Source organism: Halomonas sp. PGE1 (assembly GCF_013000985.1).
GTDB lineage: Bacteria > Pseudomonadota > Gammaproteobacteria > Pseudomonadales > Halomonadaceae > Halomonas > Halomonas alkalicola.
In genome coordinates this window covers 1,590,867-1,611,701 of record NZ_CP053032.1, presented here as the reverse complement: position 1 = coordinate 1,611,701, position 20,835 = coordinate 1,590,867, and the positions used below count along the sequence as shown (strand labels likewise).

At 69.9% G+C, this 20,835-nt stretch carries 19 protein-coding genes; 6 read left to right on the top strand and 13 right to left on the bottom strand.

The window, feature by feature from the left end; translation table 11 throughout:
• The first annotated feature begins 1 nt into the window (after position 1).
• The gene (locus HIR79_RS07585; RefSeq protein ID WP_169957864.1) at positions 2 to 1,372 is read left to right on the top strand and encodes a glutamine synthetase family protein; all 1,371 of its coding nucleotides are present in this window, start codon (positions 2 to 4) and stop codon (positions 1,370 to 1,372) included.
• A 124-nt stretch (positions 1,373 to 1,496) separates the two neighbouring features.
• On the opposite strand, the gene HIR79_RS07580 is transcribed toward HIR79_RS07585, so the two are convergent.
• The 13 genes from HIR79_RS07580 to hemA all read right to left on the bottom strand — a co-directional run bounded on the left by HIR79_RS07580 (position 1,497) and on the right by hemA (position 15,551).
• Complete coding sequence (locus HIR79_RS07580) at positions 1,497 to 2,195, bottom strand: glycine zipper 2TM domain-containing protein (protein WP_110068173.1); 699 nt, start codon at positions 2,193 to 2,195, stop codon at positions 1,497 to 1,499.
• A gap of 259 nt (positions 2,196 to 2,454) precedes the next feature.
• Positions 2,455 to 3,747 carry an NAD(P)/FAD-dependent oxidoreductase gene (locus HIR79_RS07575; RefSeq protein ID WP_169957863.1) on the bottom strand — a complete coding sequence of 431 codons (1,293 nt, stop codon included), beginning with the start codon at positions 3,745 to 3,747 and terminating at the stop codon, positions 2,455 to 2,457.
• Positions 3,748 to 3,777: 30 nt separating this feature from the next.
• A complete protein-coding gene (locus tag HIR79_RS07570; protein WP_305502324.1) occupies positions 3,778 to 4,620 on the bottom strand; it encodes an ABC transporter permease subunit in 843 nt (280 codons plus the stop codon).
• A gap of 2 nt (positions 4,621 to 4,622) precedes the next feature.
• Complete coding sequence (locus HIR79_RS07565; RefSeq protein ID WP_211620989.1) at positions 4,623 to 5,534, bottom strand: ABC transporter permease subunit; 912 nt, start codon at positions 5,532 to 5,534, stop codon at positions 4,623 to 4,625.
• A 51-nt stretch (positions 5,535 to 5,585) separates the two neighbouring features.
• Positions 5,586 to 6,719 carry a polyamine ABC transporter ATP-binding protein gene (gene potA / locus HIR79_RS07560; RefSeq protein ID WP_169957861.1) on the bottom strand — a complete coding sequence of 378 codons (1,134 nt, stop codon included), beginning with the start codon at positions 6,717 to 6,719 and terminating at the stop codon, positions 5,586 to 5,588.
• Between the two features lie 55 nt (positions 6,720 to 6,774).
• Positions 6,775 to 7,881, bottom strand: coding sequence for a polyamine ABC transporter substrate-binding protein (locus tag HIR79_RS07555; protein ID WP_169957860.1), 1,107 nt, complete (start codon positions 7,879 to 7,881; stop codon positions 6,775 to 6,777).
• Between the two features lie 107 nt (positions 7,882 to 7,988).
• Positions 7,989 to 9,335 carry a glutamine synthetase family protein gene (locus tag HIR79_RS07550; RefSeq protein ID WP_119020760.1) on the bottom strand — a complete coding sequence of 449 codons (1,347 nt, stop codon included), beginning with the start codon at positions 9,333 to 9,335 and terminating at the stop codon, positions 7,989 to 7,991.
• Positions 9,336 to 9,371: 36 nt separating this feature from the next.
• Positions 9,372 to 10,613 (bottom strand): NAD(P)/FAD-dependent oxidoreductase, encoded by a 1,242-nt coding sequence (locus HIR79_RS07545; protein ID WP_169959511.1) that lies wholly within the window; start codon positions 10,611 to 10,613, stop codon positions 9,372 to 9,374.
• Between the two features lie 278 nt (positions 10,614 to 10,891).
• A complete protein-coding gene (locus HIR79_RS07540) occupies positions 10,892 to 11,638 on the bottom strand; it encodes a HesA/MoeB/ThiF family protein (RefSeq protein ID WP_169957859.1) in 747 nt (248 codons plus the stop codon).
• 2 nt (positions 11,639 to 11,640) lie between these two features.
• Positions 11,641 to 12,141 carry an Lrp/AsnC ligand binding domain-containing protein gene (locus tag HIR79_RS07535; RefSeq protein ID WP_169957858.1) on the bottom strand — a complete coding sequence of 167 codons (501 nt, stop codon included), beginning with the start codon at positions 12,139 to 12,141 and terminating at the stop codon, positions 11,641 to 11,643.
• A gap of 181 nt (positions 12,142 to 12,322) precedes the next feature.
• Positions 12,323 to 13,183 carry a peptide chain release factor N(5)-glutamine methyltransferase gene (gene prmC / locus HIR79_RS07530; RefSeq protein ID WP_169957857.1) on the bottom strand — a complete coding sequence of 287 codons (861 nt, stop codon included), beginning with the start codon at positions 13,181 to 13,183 and terminating at the stop codon, positions 12,323 to 12,325.
• A complete protein-coding gene (prfA, locus tag HIR79_RS07525; protein ID WP_119020755.1) occupies positions 13,183 to 14,274 on the bottom strand; it encodes a peptide chain release factor 1 in 1,092 nt (363 codons plus the stop codon). The genes prmC and prfA overlap by 1 nt, the downstream gene beginning before the upstream one ends.
• A gap of 8 nt (positions 14,275 to 14,282) precedes the next feature.
• Positions 14,283 to 15,551, bottom strand: a complete 1,269-nt coding sequence (gene hemA, locus HIR79_RS07520) for a glutamyl-tRNA reductase (protein WP_169957856.1) — start codon at positions 15,549 to 15,551, stop codon at positions 14,283 to 14,285.
• A 162-nt stretch (positions 15,552 to 15,713) separates the two neighbouring features.
• Between hemA and HIR79_RS07515 the strand changes: the two genes are divergently transcribed.
• The 5 genes from HIR79_RS07515 (at position 15,714) to HIR79_RS07495 (ending at position 20,762) form a co-directional block, all read left to right on the top strand.
• A complete protein-coding gene (locus tag HIR79_RS07515; protein ID WP_169957855.1) occupies positions 15,714 to 17,474 on the top strand; it encodes a tetratricopeptide repeat protein in 1,761 nt (586 codons plus the stop codon).
• Positions 17,475 to 17,511: 37 nt separating this feature from the next.
• The gene (gene lolB, locus HIR79_RS07510; protein ID WP_169957854.1) at positions 17,512 to 18,129 is read left to right on the top strand and encodes a lipoprotein insertase outer membrane protein LolB; all 618 of its coding nucleotides are present in this window, start codon (positions 17,512 to 17,514) and stop codon (positions 18,127 to 18,129) included.
• A 16-nt stretch (positions 18,130 to 18,145) separates the two neighbouring features.
• On the top strand, positions 18,146 to 19,048 hold the full coding sequence (gene ispE, locus HIR79_RS07505; protein WP_169957853.1) for a 4-(cytidine 5'-diphospho)-2-C-methyl-D-erythritol kinase: 903 nt from the start codon (positions 18,146 to 18,148) through the stop codon (positions 19,046 to 19,048).
• 28 nt (positions 19,049 to 19,076) lie between these two features.
• Positions 19,077 to 20,018, top strand: coding sequence for a ribose-phosphate pyrophosphokinase (locus HIR79_RS07500; RefSeq protein ID WP_169957852.1), 942 nt, complete (start codon positions 19,077 to 19,079; stop codon positions 20,016 to 20,018).
• A 108-nt stretch (positions 20,019 to 20,126) separates the two neighbouring features.
• Positions 20,127 to 20,762 carry a 50S ribosomal protein L25/general stress protein Ctc gene (locus HIR79_RS07495; protein ID WP_169957851.1) on the top strand — a complete coding sequence of 212 codons (636 nt, stop codon included), beginning with the start codon at positions 20,127 to 20,129 and terminating at the stop codon, positions 20,760 to 20,762.
• Positions 20,763 to 20,835: the final 73 nt, after the last annotated feature.

Genomic DNA, 20,835 nt, shown 5'->3' with positions numbered 1-20,835 from the left:
CATGCCTGTTCCCGACGATGTCCGGGCCTTCCTCGACGCCCACCCGGAGATCAACAGCGTCGACCTGCTGATCAGCGATCTCAACGGGGTGATGCGCGGCAAGCGCATCCCCCGGGAGAGCGTCACCAAGGCCTATACCAGCGGCATCGCCCTGCCCGCCTCGGTCTTCGCCCTGGACATCAACGGCCACACCATCGAGGAGACCGGGCTCGGCCTCGACAGCGGCGACGGCGACCGCCTCTGCCGACCGATCGACGGCAGCCTCAAGCCGGTGCCCTGGGTCGCCCGGGGCCATCAGGCCCAGCTGCTGATGACCATGGAGGAGTTCGACGGCTCCCCCTTCTTCGCCGACCCCCGCCAGCTGCTGGGCCGGGTGCTGGGTCGCCTGACCGCCCTGGGGCTGACCCCGGTGATCGCCGTGGAGCTGGAGTTCTACCTGGTGGATCGCGAGCGCACCGCCGCCGGGCTGATCCAGCCGCCCTGCTCGCCGGTCAGCGGGGAACGCGCCAGCCAGAGCCAGCTCTACTCCATGCTGGAGCTCGACGAGTACGCCGACTTCCTCGAGGAGGTGCAGATCGCGGCCCAGGTTCAGGGCCTGCCCCTGGACACCGCCCTCAAGGAGTGCGCCCCGGGGCAGTTCGAGATCAACCTGATCCACTGCGACGATGCGCTGGCGGCCTGCGACCACGCGGTGCAGCTCAAGCGCCTGATCAAGGGGGTCGCCCTGCGCCACGGCTTCGAGGCCACCTTCATGGCCAAGCCCTACGGCCAGGAGGCGGGCAACGGCATGCACGTGCATATCAGCCTGCTGGATGAGACGGGCCGCAACGTCTTCACCGAGCCGGGTGACGACCCCCTGGGCAGCCCGGCGCTGCGCCAGGCGGTGGCCGGCCTGCTGGCGCTGATGCCCGCCTCCATGGCGATCTGCGCGCCCAACCTCAACGCCTTCAGGCGCTTCCAGGCGGGGCTCTACGTGCCCTTGGCTCCCACCTGGGGCTTCGACAACCGCTCGGTGGCGCTGCGCATTCCCGCCGGGGCCCGGGCCGCCCGGCGCATCGAGCACCGGGTGGCCGGCGCCGACGCCAACCCCTACCTGCTGCTGGCCGCCCTGCTGGCCGCCATCCACCATGGTCTCGCCGAGGGACTCGAGCCGCCGCCGCCCAGCGTCGGCAACGCCTACGAGACGACGCCCCCCAGCCTGACCAACAGCTGGCAGCAGGCCCTCGACCTGCTGGAGGCCGACGAGATCCTCGGCGAGGCCCTGGGGCGCGACTTCCTCCACGTCTACCTGGCCAACCGTCGCGCCGAGCGTGCCCAGGCCCTGCAGGCGGTGAGCCGGCTCGAGTACGAGTGGTACCTGCGCCACGTCTGAGCCCCCTGGTGCGGCCCCCCGAAACGCATACGCCCCCGGATCCTGGCGGATCCGGGGGCGTGCATGAACCGGGCCGGTGGGGCGCAGAGCGCTCTTGCTCAACCCTCTTGCCAAGCCCTCTCGCTCAGCCCTCGCGCTGGGGCTCGGCCTCCTGCAGGGCGGCCTGCCACTGCACCTCGCCCTCGACGACCGGGAGACGCTCGGCCTGGGGGGCGCTCTCCATGCGCCGGGTCAGCTCCTCGCCGTTGAGGCGATAGGTGACGTCGTAGCCGAGGTGCTCCTCGTGGCTCTCCATCACCGTCTGGCACTGCCGCTCGGTCACGGTCTGGTTCTGGGTCTCGTAACGGGTCTCGTAGCGGGTCTCGTACTGGACCTGGCTACCCGCCTGGGCGTGCTGGCGGGCTTCGACGCGGTTCTGCACCTCGCGCCCGGCCAGGCCGCCGCCGATGGCACCGGCCACGGTGGCCAGCTTCTTGCCGCTGCCGCCGCCCACCTGGTTGCCCAGCAGGCCGCCGACGATGGCCCCGGCCGCGGTGCCGACGACGCGATGGGGGTCCTGGCTCGCCCCGGGGCCTGAGGGCGCGGCCTGGGTGACGGGCACCTGGACGGGCACCTCCACCGGCACCTCGACGCTGACCACCTTCTCCACGTCTTCGCACACCTCACGGGGGCGCTCCACGCTGCGGGTGGCCGCCGCGACGTCAAGGATCTCGGCAAACTGCGGTTCGGGCGCGCGGTTCTCCTGGACCTGCCAGGCGCCGAAGGCCAGCCCCCCCAGCCCCAGGACGGCCAGGCTGGACCCCACGATGATCGACTTGCTCATGGTTCTCCTCCTCGCGGGCGTACGGGCGCCCGTCGCTGAAACTCGCATGGCTCCAGGCGTGGATGACTCAGTTCGGTGATGGTGACGATGAGAGCCGCGGCGGGGCCTCCTGCGCCACCGCGATAGGGGCATTATAGGCGCCCGCGCCACCCGGTGGAGGGCGCGGACAGGGTTTCCCCATTATCTGACCGGCTGTCGCAGGGATGCGACAGGCCGGTGGCGCCCGGGGGTCAGTGCCCCAAGCGGTCCCGGTTGGCCCTCAGAGCCCCAGACGGTCCCGGGTCGAGTAGTACCAGGCGCCCAGCGCCGAGAGCGGCACCCGCAGCAGCCGCCCGCCGGGGAACGGCAGGTGGGGAATGCCGGCGAAGGCGTCGAAGCGCTCACCCTGGCCATGGATCACCTCGGCGATCAGCTTGCCGGCCAGGTGGGTGCAGGTGACGCCGTGACCGGAGTAGCCCTGGGCGTAGTAGACGTTGCCGTTGACCACCCCGAACTGGGGCAGCCGGTTGAGCGTCATCAGAAAGGTACCGCTCCAGGCGTGGTCCACCTTGACGTCGGCAAGGCCCGGGAAGGTAGCCAGCATCTTGGGCCGGATCACCGCGGTGATGTCGGCCGGGTCCTCGCCGCCGTAGTTGACTCCGCCGCCGTAGAGCAGCCGATTGTCGCGGGTCAGCCGGTAGTAGTCGAGCAGGTAGTTGCAGTCCTCCACCGCCAGGCCGTTGGGTATCAGCGCCCGGGCCCGGGCCTCGCCGAGGGGCTCGGTGGTGATGATCTGGGTGCCGCAGGGCATCGAGCGGCCCTCGATCTCCGGCAGCACCCCGCGCAGGTAGGCGTTGCCGGCCATCACCACCCGCTCGGCGCGCACCCGCCCGCCGGCGGTGCGCAGGGTGACCGGCTCGCCGTGGATCACCTCCCGCACCGCCGACTGCTCGAAGATGCGCCCGCCGAGCGACTCGAGCGCGGCGGCCTGGCCCAGCACCAGGTTCAGGGGATGCAGGTGGCCACCGCCGTGGTCCACCAGGGCGCCCACGTAGCGGTCGGAGTTGACCTCGCGCTTCACCCCCTCCCCCTCCAGCAGCTCCAGCTCCCGGTAGCCGTAGCGCTCCCAGAGCGCCTTGTGCTCGCGCAGCCCGGCCAGCTGCTTGCGGTTGCAGGCGGCGAAGAGGTTGCCGTCGCGCAGGTCGCAGTCGATGGCGTAGGTCGCCACCCGCTCGCGGATGATGCGGTTGCCCTCGAAGGCCATGTCGCCCAGGGCGCGGGCGGTCTGGGCGCCATACTTCGCCTCGATCACGTCCATGTCGCGGCTGTAGCTGTTGACGATCTGGCCGCCGTTGCGCCCGCTGGCGCCGAAGCCCACCCTGGCCCCCTCCAGCACCACCACCGAGAGGCCGCGCTCGGCCAGGTGCAGCGCCGCGGAGATGCCGGTGAAGCCGGCCCCCACCACGCAGACGTCGCACTCGACCTCCCCGGCGAGCGCCGGGCGCTCGGGGGCGGGGTTGGCGGTGGCGGCGTACCAGGAGGCGACGTGCTCGCCGGCGGGATAGTCAGGCATGAGAGGGCTCCAGACTCTGCGAAGGGGACATCAGGGCGTCTCCTGCTGGCGCAGGGCGGCCAGGCGGCGCGCCTCGCTGCGGCGCATGAAGTACCAGGCCAGGAAGGTGGCCAGCGATACCGCCAGGATGATCAGGGTGGCCAGGGCGTTGATCTTGGGCGAGACGCCCATGCGTACCGAGGAGAAGACCACCATGGGCAGGGTGGTGGCACCGGGGCCGGAGACGAAGCTGGCGATCACCAGGTCATCCAGCGACAGGGTGAAGGCGAGCAGCCAGCCCGCAGCCAGGGCCGGGGCGATCACCGGCAGGGTGATCTGGAAGAAGGTCTTCACCGGCGGCGCGCCGAGGTCCATGGCCGCCTCCTCGATGGAGCGGTCCACCTCGCGCAGCCGCGACGACACCACCACCGCCACGTAGGCGCTGCAGAAGGTGGTGTGGGCGATCCAGATGGTGGCCATGCCGCGATCCGCCGGCCAGCCGACGATCTGGGCCATCTGCACGAAGAGCAGCAGCAGCGACAGGCCGGTGATCACTTCCGGCATTACCAGAGGCGCGGTGATCATGCTGGAGAGCGCGGTCTTGCCGCGAAAGCGGCCGAAGCGCGTCATCACGAAGGCGGCCAGGGTGCCCAGGCAGACCGCCATGGTGGCGGAGAAGAAGGCGATGCGCAGGCTGGTCCACACCGCGGCAAGTATCTGCCGGTCGCGCAGCAGCTCCAGGTACCAGCGCCCGGAGAAGCCCGCCCAGACCGTCACCAGCCGCGACGAATTGAAGGAGTAGACCACCAGCACCACCATGGGCAGGTAGAGGAACAGCAGCCCCAGGATCAGCATCAGGGTGGTGAACGAGGGGGGGGTGAAGGATCGGCGCATGGTCACTCCTCCAGCTCGCGGGACTGGTAGCGATGGAACAGCGCGATGGGGATCAACAGCAGCAGCAGCATCACCATGGCCAGCGCCGAGGCCACCGGCCAGTCGCGATTGAGGAAGAACTCCTCCCACAGCACCTTGCCGATCATCACCGTGTTGGGTCCACCGAGCAGCTCCGGGATCACGTACTCCCCCACCGCGGGGATGAAGACCAGCATGGAGCCGGCGATGATGCCCCCCTTGGAGAGCGGCAGGGTCACGGTGAGGAAGGTGTTGAACTTCCGGGAGCCGAGGTCCGCGGCGGCCTCCAGGAGAGAGTCGTCGAGCCGGGTCAGGTTGGCGTAGAGCGGCAGGATCATGAAGGGCAGGTAGGCGTAGACGATGCCCAGCATCACCGCGAAGTTGGTGTTCATCATGCGCAGCGGCGAGTCGATGAGGCCGACCCACAGCAGCAGGTTGTTGAGCAGGCCGTTGGTGCTCAGGATCCCCATCCAGGCGTAGACCCGGATCAGGAAGGAGGTCCAGGAGGGCAGCATCACCAGCAGCAGCAGCACCAGCTGCCAGCGCGCCGGGGCCCGGGCCATGGCGTAGGCCATGGGGTAGCCGATCAGCAGGCAGAAGAGCGTCGAGAAGAAGGCGATCTTCACCGAGCCCCAGTAGGCCGCCACGTAGAGCGAATCGCTGGCCAGGAAGAGGTAGTTACCGAGGTTCAGGGCGATATTGAGGGTCTCGGCGCTGAAGTCGAGGAGCGGCTGGTAGGGGGGCACCGCGATCGCCGCCTCGGAGAGGCTGATCTTGAGCACGATGGCGAAGGGCGCCAGGAAGAAGAGGCTCAGCCAGATCAGCGGCACGGCGATGACCCAGCCGCGCCCGGGTCGCAGGCGGCGCGAGAGGCGCTCGAGGGCAGTCGATTTCATGGGGCTCCTCGCTTGTTCGGGCTCACGCATGAAGGGCTGTTCGTGCAGCGCTCACTCATGCAACACCACGGCGCTCATCTCGTCCCAGCTGACGTAGACCGGCTCGTCCCAGTCGGGGCGGTCGCCGCGACGCTCCACGTTGGCCAGGCTCGCCTTGACCAGAGCGCCGGACTCGGTGCGCACGTAGTAGACCGAGAGCCCGCCCAGGTAGGCGATATCCTCCACCGTGCCGGCGGTCCAGTTGTACTCGCCCTCTGGCCGCGTTCGGGTGAGCGTGGTCTTCTCCGGGCGGATGGCCACCCACACCCGGCGCTCGTCGGCCTGGGTCGAGACCCCGTGGCCGATGCGGATATCGCGCCCGAGTGCCGGGCTTGCGATGATGCAGTGGTCGGCCTCGTCGACGCGGATCTCCCCCTCGAAGAGGTTCACGGTGCCCACGAACTCCGCCACCATGCGGCTCGCCGGGCTCTCGTAGACGTCCATGGGGCTGCCCACCTGGGCGATCCAGCCATCCGACATGATCGCCACGCGATCGGCCATGGTCATCGCCTCCTCCTGGTCGTGGGTGACCATGATGCAGGTCACCCCCACCCGCTCGAGGATCGCCACCACCTCGAGCTGCATCTCGGTGCGCAGCTTCTTGTCCAGCGCCCCCATGGGCTCGTCGAGCAGCAGCAGCTTCGGCCGCTTGGCCAGCGACCGGGCCAGGGCCACCCGCTGGCGCTGGCCCCCGGAGAGCTGGTGGGGGCGACGCTTGGCGAAGCCCTCCATGTGCACGAGCTTGAGCATCTCGGCCACTCGCTGCTCGATCTCGGCCCGGGGCAGGCGGTCCTGCTTGAGCCCGAAAGCGATGTTCTGCGCCACCGTCATGTGGGGGAAGAGCGCGTAGGACTGAAACATCATGTTGATCGGCCGCTCATGGGGCGGCATGGCGGTGATGTCCTGACCATCGAGCAGGATCTGGCCTTCGCTTGGCTTCTCGAACCCTGCCAGCATGCGCAGCAGGGTCGACTTGCCGGAGCCCGAGCCGCCCAGCAGGGCGAAGATCTCGCCCTGGCGGATGGTCAGGTTGACGTCGTCCACCGCCAGGGCGCCGTCGAAGCGCTTGCTGATGCGGCGGATCTCGACCAGCGCCTCGCCGGTGCGTCGCCCGGGCGGACGCGCCGCGGTCTGGTTCTGGGGCATCGGCATCTCCTCTCTCGAACTGCCCGCGGCGTCCCTCGCCGCGGGCATCACGGGCTCAGCGCCCCGACTTGACGCGGTTCCAGACCCGGGTGCGCACGCGCTGCACGGCCAGCGGCTTCTCCTCGGCCACGTAGAGGTTGTCCATCACCTCCTGGTCGGGATAGATCGCCGGATCGTCGCGGATGGCCGGGTCGAGGAAGGCGTTGGCCGCCAGGTTGGGGTTGGCGTAGACCACGTACTCGGTGATCGCGGCGGCGATCTCGGGCTCCAGGATGAAGTTGATGAAGGCATGGGCGTTGTCCGGATTCGGCGCATCGGCGGGGATCGCCATCATGTCGAACCAGAGCGCGGCGCCCTCCTTGGGGATGCTGTAGCGGATGGTGAAGTCGCGGCCCGCCTCCTCGGCGCGGTCGGCGGCCTGGAAGATGTCGCCTGAGTAGCCCGCCGCCACGCAGAGGTCGCCGTTGGCGAGATCGGTGATGTAGCGCGAGGAGTGGAAGTAGGTGACGTTGTTGCGCACCGCGGCGATCAGGTCACCGGCGGCCTCCAGGTCGGCGGTCTCCTCGGAGAGCGGCGAGAGCCCCAGGTAGGCCATGGCCGGCGAGAGCATCTCGTCGCCGGAGTCGAGCATGGAGATGCCGCAGCCCCCCTCGCGCAGGGCGGTGGTGATCTCGGGATCGAAGAGCAGCGCCCAGGAGTCCACCGGGGCGTCGTCGCCGAGGATCTCGAGGACCCGCTCCTCGATGTAGCCGATGCCGTTGGTGCCCCACATGTAGGGAATCGAGTAGCGGCTGCCCGGGTCGACGAACTCCAGGTCGTCCATCAGCTCCGGGTTGAGGTTGGCCATGTTGGGCAGCTTGTCGTGGTCGAGCTCCCGATAGACCCCGGCGCTGATGTGGCGGGTCAGGTAGTGGTTGGAGGGCACCACCACGTCATAGCCGGAACGGCCGGCGAGCAGCGCGGCGTCCAGCACCTCGTTGCTGTCGTAGACGTCGTAGATCACCTCGATGCCGGTGGCTTCGGTGAACTTCTCCAGGGTGTCCGGCGCGATGTAGTCCGACCAGTTGTAGATCCGTACCTCGCCCGCCGCCTGGGTGGCGGCGGCACCCAGCGCCAGGCCGGCGGCGGTCACGGCCAGTGAGAGTCGCTTGGCTTGCATCATCCTGATCACCTCTTCGGTCGCTTGTTGTTATCGGTTGCCCTGGGCCGGGCCCGATGAAGCCAGCGTAGCGACCCGCTTCGGGGGCGGTCTCAACGCTGGGGTGCGCATCAGACACTCAGCAGCAGGAATTCCCGCTCCCAGGAGCTGATCACGCGCTTGAAGTTCTCGTTCTCCACCCGCTTGACCGCCACGAAGCCGGTCACGAACTTGCTGCCCATGTAGGTCTCCAGCTCGGCGCAGTGCTCCATGCGCTCCAGGGCCTGCTCCAGGGTGAAGGGCAGGCGCAGGTTGCGGCGCTCGAAGGCGCGCCCCTGCACCGGGGCCGAGGGGTTGAGCTTCTGGATCATCCCCAGGTAGCCGCACAGCAGGGACGCCGCGATGGCCAGGTAGGCGTTGGCGTCGGCTCCCGGCAGGCGGTTCTCGACCCGGCGGTTCTGGGGGCTGGAGTCGGGTACCCGCAGGCCGCAGGTGCGGTTCTCCTCCCCCCATTCGACGTTGACCGGCGCCGAGGTGTCGGGCAGGAAGCGGCGGAATGAGTTGACGTTGGGAGCCATCAGCGGCAGCGCCTCGGGAATGAATTTCTGCAGCCCGCCGATATGGTGCAGGAAGAGCTGGCTCATGGTGCCGTCGGCGTTGGAGAAGACGCTCTTGCCGCTCTTCGCGTCGAGCACGCTCTGGTGGATGTGCATGGCGCTGCCCGGCTCGTTGGTCACCGGCTTGGCCATGAAGGTGGCCGCCACGTCGTGCTTGAGCGCCGCCTCGCGCATGGTGCGCTTGAAAAGGAAGACCTGGTCGGCCAGGGTCAGCGGGTCGCCGTGACGGAAGTTGATCTCCATCTGGGCGGTGCCCTCCTCGTGGATCAGGGTGTCGATATCCAGCCCCTGGGCCTCGCACCAGTCGTACATGTCCTCGAAGAGCGGGTCGAACTCGTTGGCGGCGTCGATGGAGAAGGACTGCCGGCCGGTCTCCTGGCGGCCGCTTCTGCCGATGGGCGGCTGCAGCGGCAGGTCCGGGTCCTCGCAGCGCTTGGTGAGGTAGAACTCCATCTCCGGCGCCACGATGGGGCGCCAGCCCTGTTCGGCGTAGAGCGCCAGCACGCGCTTGAGCTGGTTGCGGGCGGAGAGCTCGATGGGATTGCCCATCTTGTCGAAGCAGTCGTGGATCACCTGGGCGGTGGGCTCCAGCGCCCAGGGCACCGGGTAGGCCGCCCCCGCATCGGGCTTGCAGACCATGTCGATATCGGCGGGGTCGAGCAGTGAATAGTAGATGTCGTCCTCGACGTAGTCGCCGGTCACCGACTGCAGCAGCACGCTCTCCGGCAGGCGCATGCCCTTCTCGGCCACGAACTTCGACACCGGGGTGATCTTGCCGCGGGCGATGCCGGTGATATCCGTCACCAGGCACTCCACCTCGGTGATGCGTCGCTCCTTCAGCCAGCTTTCCAGGTCTTTCATGGGAACCTCGTCAGTCGCCCGGGGCCCGGGCGCTCGTCATAGTCGATCGCGCAGCTTGTAGAAGGCGGTGGCCAGCACCAGCAGCGGCGTGCGCAGCCGCTCTCCGCCGGGAAAGCGCCGGTGGGGCATGGCGGCGAAGGCGTCAAAGCGCTCGCACTGGCCGGCCACCGCCTCCGCCATCAGCTTGCCGGCCAGCCCCGCCAGCGCCATGCCGTGGCCGGAGTAGCCCTGGGCATAGTAGAGCGTCTGGCCGATGCGGCCGAAGTCCGGCGCCCGGTTGAGGGTGATGGCCACCTCGCCGCCCCAGCGGTAGTCGATGGCGACGCCACGCAGCGCCGGGAAGAGCCGGGCGATCTTGGCGTCCATGCGCGCCTGAAGCCCCCTGGGCTCACGCCCGGTATAGCTCACCTCGCCGCCGTAGATCAGCCGCCGGTCGGCGGAGAGACGATAGTAGTCGAGCACGAAGTTGGCGTCCGAGAGGGCATCGTTCTTCGGCAGCACCCGGGCGGCGCGGGCGGCGCCGAGGGGCTCGGTGGCGATGAGGTAGTTGGCGGCGCGCATCACCCGGCCGGTGAGCTCCGGCACCAGGCGGTGCTGGAAGGCGTTGGTACCCAGCACCACGAAGTCGGCGGTGACGCTGCCGCCGGGCGTGACCACCCGGTGGGGAGTGCCGCGCTCGATCGCGAGCGCCGGACTGCCCTCGTGGAGCACCGCGCCGGCGTCGCGAGCGGCGCGGGCCAGCCCCAGGGTGTAGTTGAGCGGATGCAGGTGCCCCGCCTCGCTCTCGTGGAGCGCCCCGGGATAGGCATCGCTGACCACGCGCTCGCGCAGGGCCTCGCCCTCGAGCCAGGTCAGCGCCTCGTAGCCGTAGTCTCGGGCCAGGCGGTCGCGGAAGGCCTTGAGCTCGCGCACGTGGCGCGGCTTCACCGCGGCGTGCAGGTAGCCCCAGGCGAGATCGCAGGGGATGGCGTGGCGCTCGATGAGCTCGGCGGTGAGGGCCACCGCCTCGCGGCTCATGGCCCAGATGTCACGGGCGGCGCCGAGGCCCAGCGCACGCTCCACGGTGGCGATGTCGGTGCCGAGCCCCGGCAGGATCTGGCCGCCGCTGCGCCCGGAGGCACCGAAGCCGATCTCGCTGGCCTCCAGCAGCACCACCGAATAGCCCCGCTCGGCCAGGTGCAGCGCCGCCGAGCAGCCGGTGATCCCGCCGCCGATCACGCAGACGTCGGCACGCACCTCCCCCGCCAGCGGGGGGCAGGGGCCAAGGTCAACGGCGATGGAGTCGCGGTACCAGGAAGCCGGACGCCGATCGAGGCTGGAAGGGGGGGGTCGCCGATGCGGTCATGCGCAGTGCGCTCGTTGTTGTGGGATGGAGGGCCGTGCGGCCCTGCTCTCGGAACAGTTTGACATCAGCCGCCGCGAGATTGTCAAGTATTCAATAACAACGCTACGCCTGGCAGCCAGGCAAAAATCACCGAAAGTCCGCCATCCTGGCCGCCATATCCCATCTGCGACGCCTCAGGCGTCAAGAAATGACGACCAGAGCCCGCCAGGCCTCAGCCGCCGCAGACCGGGCAGGCGGGATCCCGGGGCACCTTGAAGTGGCGCCACTGGCCGGTGAGGCCGTCGAAGGTGGAGAGCCCGCGATGGGGCGTGCCGGCCCGGCTGAGCAGCTTGATCGCCTCCAGCGCCTGGAAGCTGCCGATCAGCCCCACCAGGGGGGCCACCACGCCGCTCTCGGCGCAGGAGAGCGCCTCGTCCCCGCGATCGTCCGGGGGGTAGAGGCAGGCGTAGCAGGGGCCGTCGGGATCGCGGGGGTCGAACACCGCCAGCTGCCCCGAGAAGCGGATCGCCGCCCCGGAGACCAGCGGCACGCCGGCCGCGCGGCAGGCGGCATTGATGGCGTAGCGGCTGGAGAAGCGATCGGTGCAGTCGAGCACCACGTCGGCGTTGGCCACCGCCGCGGCCATGGCTTCGCCCTCCAGATGAGCGGTCAATGTCTCGATCGTACAGCCGGGGTTCAGGGCCCGCGCCGAGTCCCGGGCGGACTCGGCCTTGTTGCGGCCCAGGTCCGCCTCGCCGTGGGCGATCTGGCGCTGCAGGTTGGAGAGCTCCACCGCATCGGCATCGGCCAGCGTCAGCCGCCCTACCCCGGCGGCGGCCAGGTAGAGGGCCACCGGGGAGCCGAGCCCGCCGGCGCCCACCACCAGGGCCCGGCCGGCCAGCAGCCGCTCCTGCCCCTCGATGTCGATCTGGGCCAGCATGATCTGGCGGCTGTAGCGCAGCAGGTCGGCGTCGTGCATGGTCACTTGTCCTCGAACTCCTCGATGTCGGGCACATGAAGGGAGAACTCCTCCTTCACCTCCTCCATCACCACATAGCTCTTGGACTCCTTGACCCCCGGCAGGGTCAGTACCACGTCGCCGAGCAGCTGCCGGTAGGCGGCCATCTCGGGGATGCGGCACTTCAGGATATAGTCGAACTGCCCGGAGACCAGGTGGCACTCCTGGATCTGCGGCAGCTTGGCCACGGCGCGACGGAACTCGTCGAACACCGCCGGCGACTGGGTCTCCAGGCTGATCTCCACGAACACCAGCAGGTTGGCCTTGAGCGCCCGGGGGTCGAGCACCGCCTTGTAGCCGCGGATCACGCCCGCGCGCTCAAGGCGCTTGACCCGTTCGAGACAGGGCGTGGTGGAGAGCCCCACCTGGGCGGCGAGGTCGACGTAGGAGATGCGGGCGTTCTCCTGCAGGCAGCGCAGGATCTTGAGGTCGATGCGGTCGAGGGCGCGGGACTTGGCTTTCATGGCGGTGGCGGCTGCTCGGTCTCGGGAGTGGCAGAACGTGCCGGCGCGACAGTCGATCGGACTGAAAACCACCGCCAGGAGAGCGGCATTGTGGTCTTCAGGCATGAAATCACGGCGGCTTTAGGTGTTATTTTCTGATCAAGGTGTACCACACCGCCGCCGATCACCGCCAGTTGAACCCTCAACGCCCCGGCCAGCGCCCCAGGCTGACCCGCTCGAGGCCGGCCAGGTCGCAGCGGGTCGCCACCTCGTCATAGCCGGCACCGATCAGGGCCTGGCGCACCGCACTGCCCTGCTCGGCGCCGTGCTCGAGCAGCAGCCAGCCCGCCGCGGCCAGGTGTTCCCGGGCCGTGCGCACCAGGTGATGGAGGTCGGCCAGGCCGCCGTCGCCGGCCACCAGGGCGCTCACCGGCTCGAAACGCACGTCGCCGCGAGCCAGGTGCGGGTCGTCGTCGGCCAGATAGGGGGGATTGGAGACGATCAGCTCGAAGCGCTCGGCGGCCTCACCCTCGGCGGCTTCCAGCGCGGAGAACCAGTCACTCTGGCGAAACACGGCGTTGGCGATGGCGAGCCGCTCGGCGTTGCGGCGGGCGAGCGCCACCGCCTCGGGACGCAGATCCACCCCCAGCACAGCCCAGCCCGGCCGCTCGCTGGCGAAGGCGAGCGCGATGGCCCCGGTGCCGGTGCCGAGATCCAGCAGCCGCCCGGTGGCAGCGCCCGCCTTCTCCAGGGCGGCCTCGACCAGGGTCTCGGTATCGGGGCGCGGGATCAGGGTGCTCGGCTCGGTGGCCAGGCGCAGCCCCCAGAACTCCCGTTCGCCGGTGAGATAGGCCACCGGCTCGCCCGCCTCGCGGCGCGCCAGCAGGGCGGCGAAGCGCTCGGCCGTGGCGGGGTCCGCCTCGCGATCCCCCCAGGTGTAGAGCCAGGTGCGATCGACCTCGAGCAGGTGGCAGAGCAGCACCTCGGCGTCGAGGCGCGGGGTGGGCGAGCCGGCCGCCGCCAGGCGCGCCGCCGACGCCACCAGCAGGGCATCGAGGCGCATCAGCTCTCCTGCTGCAGGGCGGCGAGCTGCTCCGCCTGGTACTCGTGGATCAGCGGCTCGATCACCTCGTCGAGCTGCTCGCCGCCGATCACCTCGGCCAGCTTGTAGAGGGTCAGGTTGATGCGGTGGTCGGTGACCCGCCCCTGGGGGAAGTTGTAGGTGCGGATGCGCTCGCTGCGATCGCCGGAGCCCACCAGGCTCTTGCGCTCGTCGGCCTGGGCCTGGCGGCGCGACTCAACGGCGCTCTGCTTGAGGCGCGCGGCGAGCAGCGACATCGCCTTGGCGCGGTTCTTGTGCTGGCTGCGCTCCTCCTGGCACTCCACCACCACGCCGCTGGGCAGGTGGGTGATGCGTATCGCGGAGTCGGTGGTGTTGACGTGCTGGCCGCCGGCGCCGCTGGAGCGGAAGGTGTCGACCCGCAGGTCGGCGGGGTTGATGTCGATATCGCCCACCGCATCGGCCTCGGGCATCACCGCCACGGTGCAGGCGGAGGTATGGATGCGCCCCTGGGACTCGGTGGCCGGGACCCGCTGCACCCGGTGGGCGCCGGACTCGAACTTGAGCCGCGCGTAGACCCCCTCGCCCTTGATGCGCGAGATGATCTCCTTGTAGCCGCCCTGCTCGCCGTGGCTGGCGCTCACCACTTCGACCTTCCAGCCATGCTGCTCGGCGTAGCGGGAGTACATGCGAAAGAGGTCACCGGCGAACAGCGCCGCCTCGTCGCCGCCGGTGCCGGCGCGCACCTCCAGGAAGACGCTGCGACCGTCGTCGGGATCCTTCGGCACCAGCAGCTGCTTGAGGCGCACCTCCATGGCCGCAAGCCTGTCGCGCCCCTCGGCCAGTTCCAGCTCGGCCAGCTCGCGCATCTCCGGGTCGCTGTCACCGGCGAGCTGCTCGGCGTCGGCGATATCGCCCTCCACGCCGCGGAACTCGCGCCAGGCCTCCACCAGGGGCTCGAGCTCGGCGTACTCGCGGGAATAGTCTCGGAAGCGGGGTTGGTCGCCGATCACCTCGGGCTCCGCCAACAGGGCGGCGAGCTCCTCGAAGCGCTCGCCGAAGGCGTCGAGGCGCTGACGCAGGGAAGCTTTCATGGGTTGTCCTATCGGGTCTTGTCGGGGACGGCGCCGAGCAGCAGGGCGCCGGCGGCCTCGAGCAGGTCGTGGCGTTCGGCGGAGGCGGCCTCGCGCAGCGCCACGGTGGGGCTGTGCAGCAACCGGTTGGTGAGCTGGTGCGCCAGGCGGCGCACCACCGCCTCGGGGTCCTCGCCGCGGCCAAGCCGCATCAGGGCCTGCTCCAGGGAGCGGTCGCGCAGAGCCTCGCCCCGGGAGCGGAAGTCGTGGATCAGCTCGCCGCCGCCGCGGATGCGCCGCTCGTGGAGCCAGGCGCCCACCCCGTGCTCGATCAGCGATTCGGCCTGGTCGGCGGCCACCTGGCGGTGGCGGCGGTTCTCCTCGATCACCTCCTGAAGGTCATCGACGGAGTAGAGGAAGATGTCGGCGAGCCTGCCCACCTCGGGCTCGATGTCCCGGGGCACGGCGATGTCGACCATGAAGATGGGGCGGTGGCGGCGCGCCTTCAGCGCTCGCTCCACCATGCCCTTGCCGATGATCGGCAGCGGCGCCGCCGTGGAGGAGATGACGATATCGGCCTCCACCAGCGCCTCGGGAATGGCGTCCAGGGTGATGGCGCGCCCGCCCAGGCTGCCGGCCAGCAGCTCGGCGCGCTCCCGGGTGCGGTTGGCCACGGTGATCTGGCGCACGCCGGCCTCGAAGAGGTGGCGCGCCACCAGCTCGATGGTCTCGCCGGCGCCGATCAGCAGGGCCCGGGCGCGACCGAAGTCATCGAAGATGCGGCTGGCCAGGCTGACCGCCGCATAGGCCACGGAGACGGGGTTGCGACCGATACCGGTCTCGGTGCGCACCTGCTTGGCCACCGCGAAGGTGTGCTGGAAGAGGCACTCGAGCTCCTTGCCGAGCCCGCGAGCCTCGCGGCTGGCCTGATAGGCATCCTTGAGCTGGCCGAGGATCTGCGGCTCGCCGAGCACCATGGAGTCGAGGCCCACCGCCACCCGCATCAGGTGGCGGGCGGCCTCGTTATCGAGATAGTGATAGGCGCAGGTCGAGAGATCCGCCACCGGCAGGCCATGGAAGCGACCCAGCCAATCGAGGATCGCCATCTCCCCCTGGGGCTCGGTGACGCAGTAGAGCTCGGTACGATTGCAGGTCGAGAGAACCGCTGCTTCCTTGACCTGGGGCAAACCGCGCAGCTCGCCGAGCGCCGTTTCCAGCTGGGCGGGGGTAAAGGCCACCTGCTCGCGCACCTCGACGGTGGCGGTTCGATGGTTGATTCCTAGGGCAAGCAGCGTCATCCGTCGGGCATCTTTGCTAGTGGTGGCCGGCCTTGGCGGCGTCCTGATCATTGGGCGTGGATTCTACCATAGCGTCGCCCGCTTGGCCGCCTACGGTGGTGCGCTTTGCCCACGCCGGTCAAGCCGTTATGCTGACCCCTCGGCCCTGCCAGCGAGAACCCCATGCCTGCCGCTCTTCCCTCGTCACTTCGCCCGCTCTCCGCCCGCCTGGCCCCGCTGGCGCTGGCCATGCTGCTCGCCGGCTGCCAGACGCTGTCGGCCGTGGGCGGGGCGGGCGAGCCGCTGGACGACCCGCTGGCCGACGCCCCCCCCATCGAGCGCGGCCTGGACGCCGAGGGGCTGGCCGGCCTGCTCACCGCGGAGCTCGCCGGCCAGCGCGGCGACTACCGCCGCGCCGCCCTGGGCTATCTGGAGGCCACCGAGCGCTACGCCGCCCCGGCCCTGGCCGAGCGCGCCGCCCTGGCCGCCAGCTTCAGCAGCGACCGCGAACTGCTGGCCCGGGCCGCCGACCGCTGGCAGGCGCTGGCCCCCGAGGCCGAGGCGCCCTCGCGGCTGCTCGCGGGGCTGGCGGTGCAGCGCGGCGACTGGCCCGATGCGCTGCGCCAGCGCCTGGCGCTGATCGAGCGTGGCAGCGAGAGCGACCTGACCGCCTTCGTCGAGGCGGCACTTGGCGAGAACGCCGACCCGGCACCGCTGCTGGCGCTGCTCCGCCCCTGGCTGCCCCGCGCGCCACAGGGCGCAGCCCGCCAGGACGCGGAGCTTGCCACCGCGCTGCTGGAGGTCTCCAGCGGCGACACCGCCGCCGCCGAGCGCCGTCTGGAACGGCTGGGCCAGAGTGCGCCGGAGCTGCCGGCGCTGTGGCTGACCCGGGCGCGCCTGGCCCAGGAGCGCGGCGACCACCGCGGCGCCCGCGAGGCGGCGCGGCGCGGGCTGGCCATCTCACCGGACGATGCCCGCTTCATCCTGCTGCTGGCCCAGAGCGAGCTGCGCCTGGGCAACGTGGCCGCCGCCGAGGCGAGCACCGACGCCCTGCTGGAGGATCACCCCGGCAACGCGGAGCTGCGCCTGGCACTGGCCCGCCTCTACCTCGAGGAGCGCGCCACCGAGGCCGCCCGCCGCCTGCTGCTGCCGCTGGTGGACGAACCCGACACCCCGCCCATGGCCTTCTACCTGCTCGGCACCACCGCCGAGGCGGAGGGCGAGGTGGACAACGCCCTGCTCTACTACCGCCAGGTGGCACCGGGCCCCGAGTTCCTGGCGGCACGCCTGCGCGCCGCCGAGATGCTGATCGAGGATGATCGCCTGCTCGACGCCCGCGCCTTCCTGCGCATCGAGCGGCTGCGCCACGAGGTCCACTTCGCCGACCTGGTCAGCCTCGAGGTGGAGCTGCTGGGGCGCGAGGGGCTCGCCGACGAGGCCACCGCCCTGCTCGACCGCGAGCTCGACCGCACCCCCAACGACGAACAGCTGCTCTATCTGCGCGCCATGCGCGCCTGGGAGGCCGGCGACCCCGAGGGGATGGAGCGCGACCTGGGGCGCATCATCGAGCGCAACCCGGACAACGCCATGGCCCTCAACGCCCTGGGCTACACCCTGGCCGACATGAACGTGACCGAGCGTCTCGACGAGGCGCGCGAGATGATCGAGCGTGCCCACGAGCTCGACCCCGGCAACCCCGCCATCAAGGACAGCCTGGGCTGGGTCTACTATCGCCTGGGCGACCTCGAGCGCGCCCTGCCCTGGCTCGAACGCGCCTATGCCCAGATGCCGGACCAGGAGATCGCCGCCCACCTGATCGAGGTGCTGTGGGCCCTGGAGCGGCGCGCCGAGGCCCGCGAGCGCCTGGCCGAGGCCCTCGAGCGCTTCGACGAGCGCCCGCTGGTCGATGACCTGCTGCGGCGCATCCCCGAGCTGGCCCGCTGAAAGCCCGACTCTCACCGACTACCGCCACGAGACACCCATGACGCCACGTTCCCTGACGACGCTGCTGATTCCCCTGCTCGCCCTGCTGCTGCTGGCCGGCTGTGCCGGACGCACGCCCGCCCCGGATGGCGAGCGCGCCGCCGGCCAGTGGCAGGCCCAGGCCGAGCGCACCGAGGCCCTGGACACCTGGATCCTGGTGGCACGCGTCGGACTGCGCACCTCCCAGGACGGCACCAGCGCCAACCTCGACTGGAGCCAGCACCCCCACTACTACAGGATGCTGCTCAGCGGCCCCTTCGGCAGCGGGCGCAGCACCCTCGAGGGCCGCGAGGGGCGTTTCTCGCTGACCACCTCCGAGGGCCGCTTCGAGGCCGAGACCCCCGAGGCGCTGATGGAGGAGCAGCTCGGCTGGTCGCTGCCGATGGGCGCCCTGCAGGACTGGGTCCGTGGCCTGCCCGGCTCGCAGAGCGACTACCGCCTGGAAGAGGATGACCTCGGCTTCCCCCAGCGGCTCGAGCAGGATGGCTGGGAGATCGAGTACCGCGACTGGACCCTGGCCGAGGAGCTCTGGCTGCCGCGCCGGCTAGTGATGACCTACGGCGACCTGCGCGTGACCCTGGTGGTCACCGATTGGCGCCCGGTCGTCGATGAGTAGGTCGATGAGCAGGTTGATGAACAAGCCCCTTGTCCTGCCGGCCCCGGCCAAGCTCAACCGCCTGCTGCATATCGTCGGACGCCGCCCGGACGGCTACCACGAGCTGCAGACGCTGTTCCAGTTCCTCGACCACGGCGACACCCTGCGCTTCCACCTTCGCGAGGATGGCGAGATCCGCCTGACCCCGGAGATTCCCGGGGTGCCCGCCGAGGAGAACCTGATACTGCGCGCCGCCCGAGCGCTGCAGGCCGAGAGCGGCTGCCGGCTGGGCGCCGAGATCCACCTCGAGAAGCGCCTGCCCCTGGGCGGCGGGCTGGGCGGCGGCAGCAGCGATGCCGCCACCGCCCTGCTCGGCCTCAATGCCCTGTGGCAGCTGGGGCTGACCCTGGACCGCCTGGCCGAGCTGGGGCTCACCCTGGGCGCCGACGTGCCGGTGTTCGTGCGCGGCCACGCCGCCTGGGGAGAGGGGGTCGGCGAGCGCCTCACCCCCGTCGAGCTCGACACCCCCTGGTTCGTGGTGGTGCATCCCGGCGTGGCGGTCTCCACCCCGGCGGTGTTCGGGGCCCCCGAATTGACACGCAACACCCCCCCGATTACCATGGCGCGCGCACTTCAGGGGGGTGCGTCGAGCTGGCGCAACGACTGCGAGGCCACGGTCAGGGCCCTCTATCCGCCCGTGGCGGAGGCGCTCGACTGGCTATCGGCACGAGCACCGGCACTGCTGACCGGTACCGGCGCCTGCATCTTCGCCCGTCTGGCCAGCGAGGCCGAGGCCGACCGGCTGCTGGCCGAGATCGCCGGACGCTGGCCGGCCTTCAAGGCCCGCGGGCTGAACCGCTCCCCTCTCCATGATGTTCTGGACCACGATGTTCTGGACGACGACGTCCTGGGCCATGACGCCGTGGAACTCGACTCCTGATGACCCAACCCTGCATAGGTGGCTGCGCGTGTCAAAATTGATGGTTTTCGCCGGGAACGCCAATCCCGAACTCGCCCGGAAGATCGCCGAGAGTCTGGACACCCGCATGGGCAACGCCACGGTCGGTCAGTTCAGCGACGGCGAGATCGCGGTCGAGATCAACGAGAACGTGCGCGGCAAGGACGTCTTCGTCCTCCAGTCCACCTGTGCACCGACCAATGACAACCTGATGGAGCTGGTGCTGATGGTGGACGCCCTGCGTCGCGCCTCGGCCCACCGCATCACTGCGGTCGTGCCCTACTTCGGCTACGCCCGTCAGGATCGTCGCGTGCGCTCCGCCCGCGTGCCCATCTCCGCCAAGATCGTCGCCGACATGCTGGTCAAGGCCGGCGTCGACCGGGTGATGACCATGGACCTGCACGCCGACCAGATCCAGGGCTTTTTCGACGTGCCGGTGGACAACGTCTACGGCTCGCCGATCCTGCTCGACGATATCGAGCGCCAGAACTACGAGAACCTGGTGGTGGTCTCCCCCGACGTGGGCGGCGTGGTCCGCGCACGCGCCATCGCCAAGCAGCTCAACGCCGATCTCGCCATCATCGACAAGCGTCGCCCCTCCGCCAACCAGGCCCAGGTGATGCACATCATCGGCGAGATCGAGGGGCGCAACTGCGTGGTGGTCGACGACATGATCGACACCGCCGGCACCCTGTGCAAGGCCGGCGAGGCCCTCAAGGACCACGGCGCCCAGCGCGTGGTGGCCTACGCCACTCACCCCATCCTCTCGGGGCCTGCAGTCGACAACATCGTCGGCTCGGTGCTCGATGAGGTGGTGGTCACCGATACCATTCCGCTCTCCGACAACGCACGCCGCTGTGGCCATATCCGCCAGCTCAGCGTGGCCGGGCTGATCGCCGAGGCGATCCGTCGGGTGAGCAACGAGGAATCCGTCAGCGCCATGTTCCACTGAGGCACGCCTCGGGAACCGCGTCGGAAAGCGCCCTGCGGGGCAACTGGAAGCGTCACGGTCAGGTCGCGGGCCGCGGCGCCTTCCTTACTTCACTGAAGAGGCAATACCATGTCTGATTTTACCCTTAACGCCAGCGTTCGTAACGACCTGGGGAAAGGTGCGAGCCGCCGCCTGCGTCGTGCGAACCTCCAGGTGCCGGCCATCGTCTACGGTGGTGAGAAGGCGCCCCAGCCGATCTCCGTCGAGAAGTCCGCCTTCTACAAGGCCGCCGAGAGCGAGTCCTTCTTCTCCTCTGTGATCAACCTGGTCATCGACGGCAAGAGCGAGCAGGTCGTGGTGCGTGACATGCAGCGTCACCCCTTCAAGCCGCTGATCACCCACGCCGACTTCCTGCGCGTGGACGCCACCCACGAGATCACCATCAACGTGCCGCTGCACGTGGTGGGCGAAGAGAAGTCCAAGGCCATCAAGGACAACGGCGGCGAGCTGCACGTGCTGGCCAACGAAGTCCAGATCAGCTGCCTGCCGAAGGACCTGCCGGACTTCCTGGAAGTGGACATCGCCGACGTCGAGCTGGGCTCCACCCTGCACCTGACCGACCTGGTCCTGCCGGCCGGCGTGACCCTGGTCGAGCTGACCCACGGCGAGGACCACAACCAGGCGATCCTCAGCATCACCAAGGCCAAGGTCCGCGGTGGCGAGGCAGCCGGTGAAGGCGAGGAAGGCGAGCAGGGCGAGGAGTAATCCTCACCGCTCCATCCGACCGCCCGGGGCCGTGCCAGGCACGGCCCCTTCCGGTTACGATCAAGCGCCCCGG

Bases quoted from the DNA above. Each gene is read 5' to 3' on its own strand.
- hemA (WP_169957856.1), bottom strand. From the start codon at position 15,551: ATGACGCTGCTTGCCCTAGGAATCAACCATCGAACCGCCACCGTCGAG.
- HIR79_RS07580 (WP_110068173.1), bottom strand. From the start codon at position 2,195: ATGAGCAAGTCGATCATCGTGGGGTCCAGCCTGGCCGTCCTGGGGCTG.
- HIR79_RS07570 (WP_305502324.1), bottom strand. From the start codon at position 4,620: ATGCGCCGATCCTTCACCCCCCCCTCGTTCACCACCCTGATGCTGATC.
- HIR79_RS07540 (WP_169957859.1), bottom strand. From the start codon at position 11,638: ATGCACGACGCCGACCTGCTGCGCTACAGCCGCCAGATCATGCTGGCC.
- HIR79_RS07575 (WP_169957863.1), bottom strand. From the start codon at position 3,747: ATGCCTGACTATCCCGCCGGCGAGCACGTCGCCTCCTGGTACGCCGCC.
- HIR79_RS07585 (WP_169957864.1), top strand. From the start codon at position 2: ATGCCTGTTCCCGACGATGTCCGGGCCTTCCTCGACGCCCACCCGGAG.
- HIR79_RS07495 (WP_169957851.1), top strand. From the start codon at position 20,127: ATGTCTGATTTTACCCTTAACGCCAGCGTTCGTAACGACCTGGGGAAA.
- ispE (WP_169957853.1), top strand. From the start codon at position 18,146: ATGAACAAGCCCCTTGTCCTGCCGGCCCCGGCCAAGCTCAACCGCCTG.
- HIR79_RS07515 (WP_169957855.1), top strand. From the start codon at position 15,714: ATGCCTGCCGCTCTTCCCTCGTCACTTCGCCCGCTCTCCGCCCGCCTG.
- HIR79_RS07535 (WP_169957858.1), bottom strand. From the start codon at position 12,141: ATGAAAGCCAAGTCCCGCGCCCTCGACCGCATCGACCTCAAGATCCTG.
- HIR79_RS07565 (WP_211620989.1), bottom strand. From the start codon at position 5,534: ATGAAATCGACTGCCCTCGAGCGCCTCTCGCGCCGCCTGCGACCCGGG.
- HIR79_RS07550 (WP_119020760.1), bottom strand. From the start codon at position 9,335: ATGAAAGACCTGGAAAGCTGGCTGAAGGAGCGACGCATCACCGAGGTG.
- potA (WP_169957861.1), bottom strand. From the start codon at position 6,719: ATGCCCCAGAACCAGACCGCGGCGCGTCCGCCCGGGCGACGCACCGGC.
- prfA (WP_119020755.1), bottom strand. From the start codon at position 14,274: ATGAAAGCTTCCCTGCGTCAGCGCCTCGACGCCTTCGGCGAGCGCTTC.
- HIR79_RS07555 (WP_169957860.1), bottom strand. From the start codon at position 7,881: ATGATGCAAGCCAAGCGACTCTCACTGGCCGTGACCGCCGCCGGCCTG.
- lolB (WP_169957854.1), top strand. From the start codon at position 17,512: ATGACGCCACGTTCCCTGACGACGCTGCTGATTCCCCTGCTCGCCCTG.
- prmC (WP_169957857.1), bottom strand. From the start codon at position 13,183: ATGCGCCTCGATGCCCTGCTGGTGGCGTCGGCGGCGCGCCTGGCGGCG.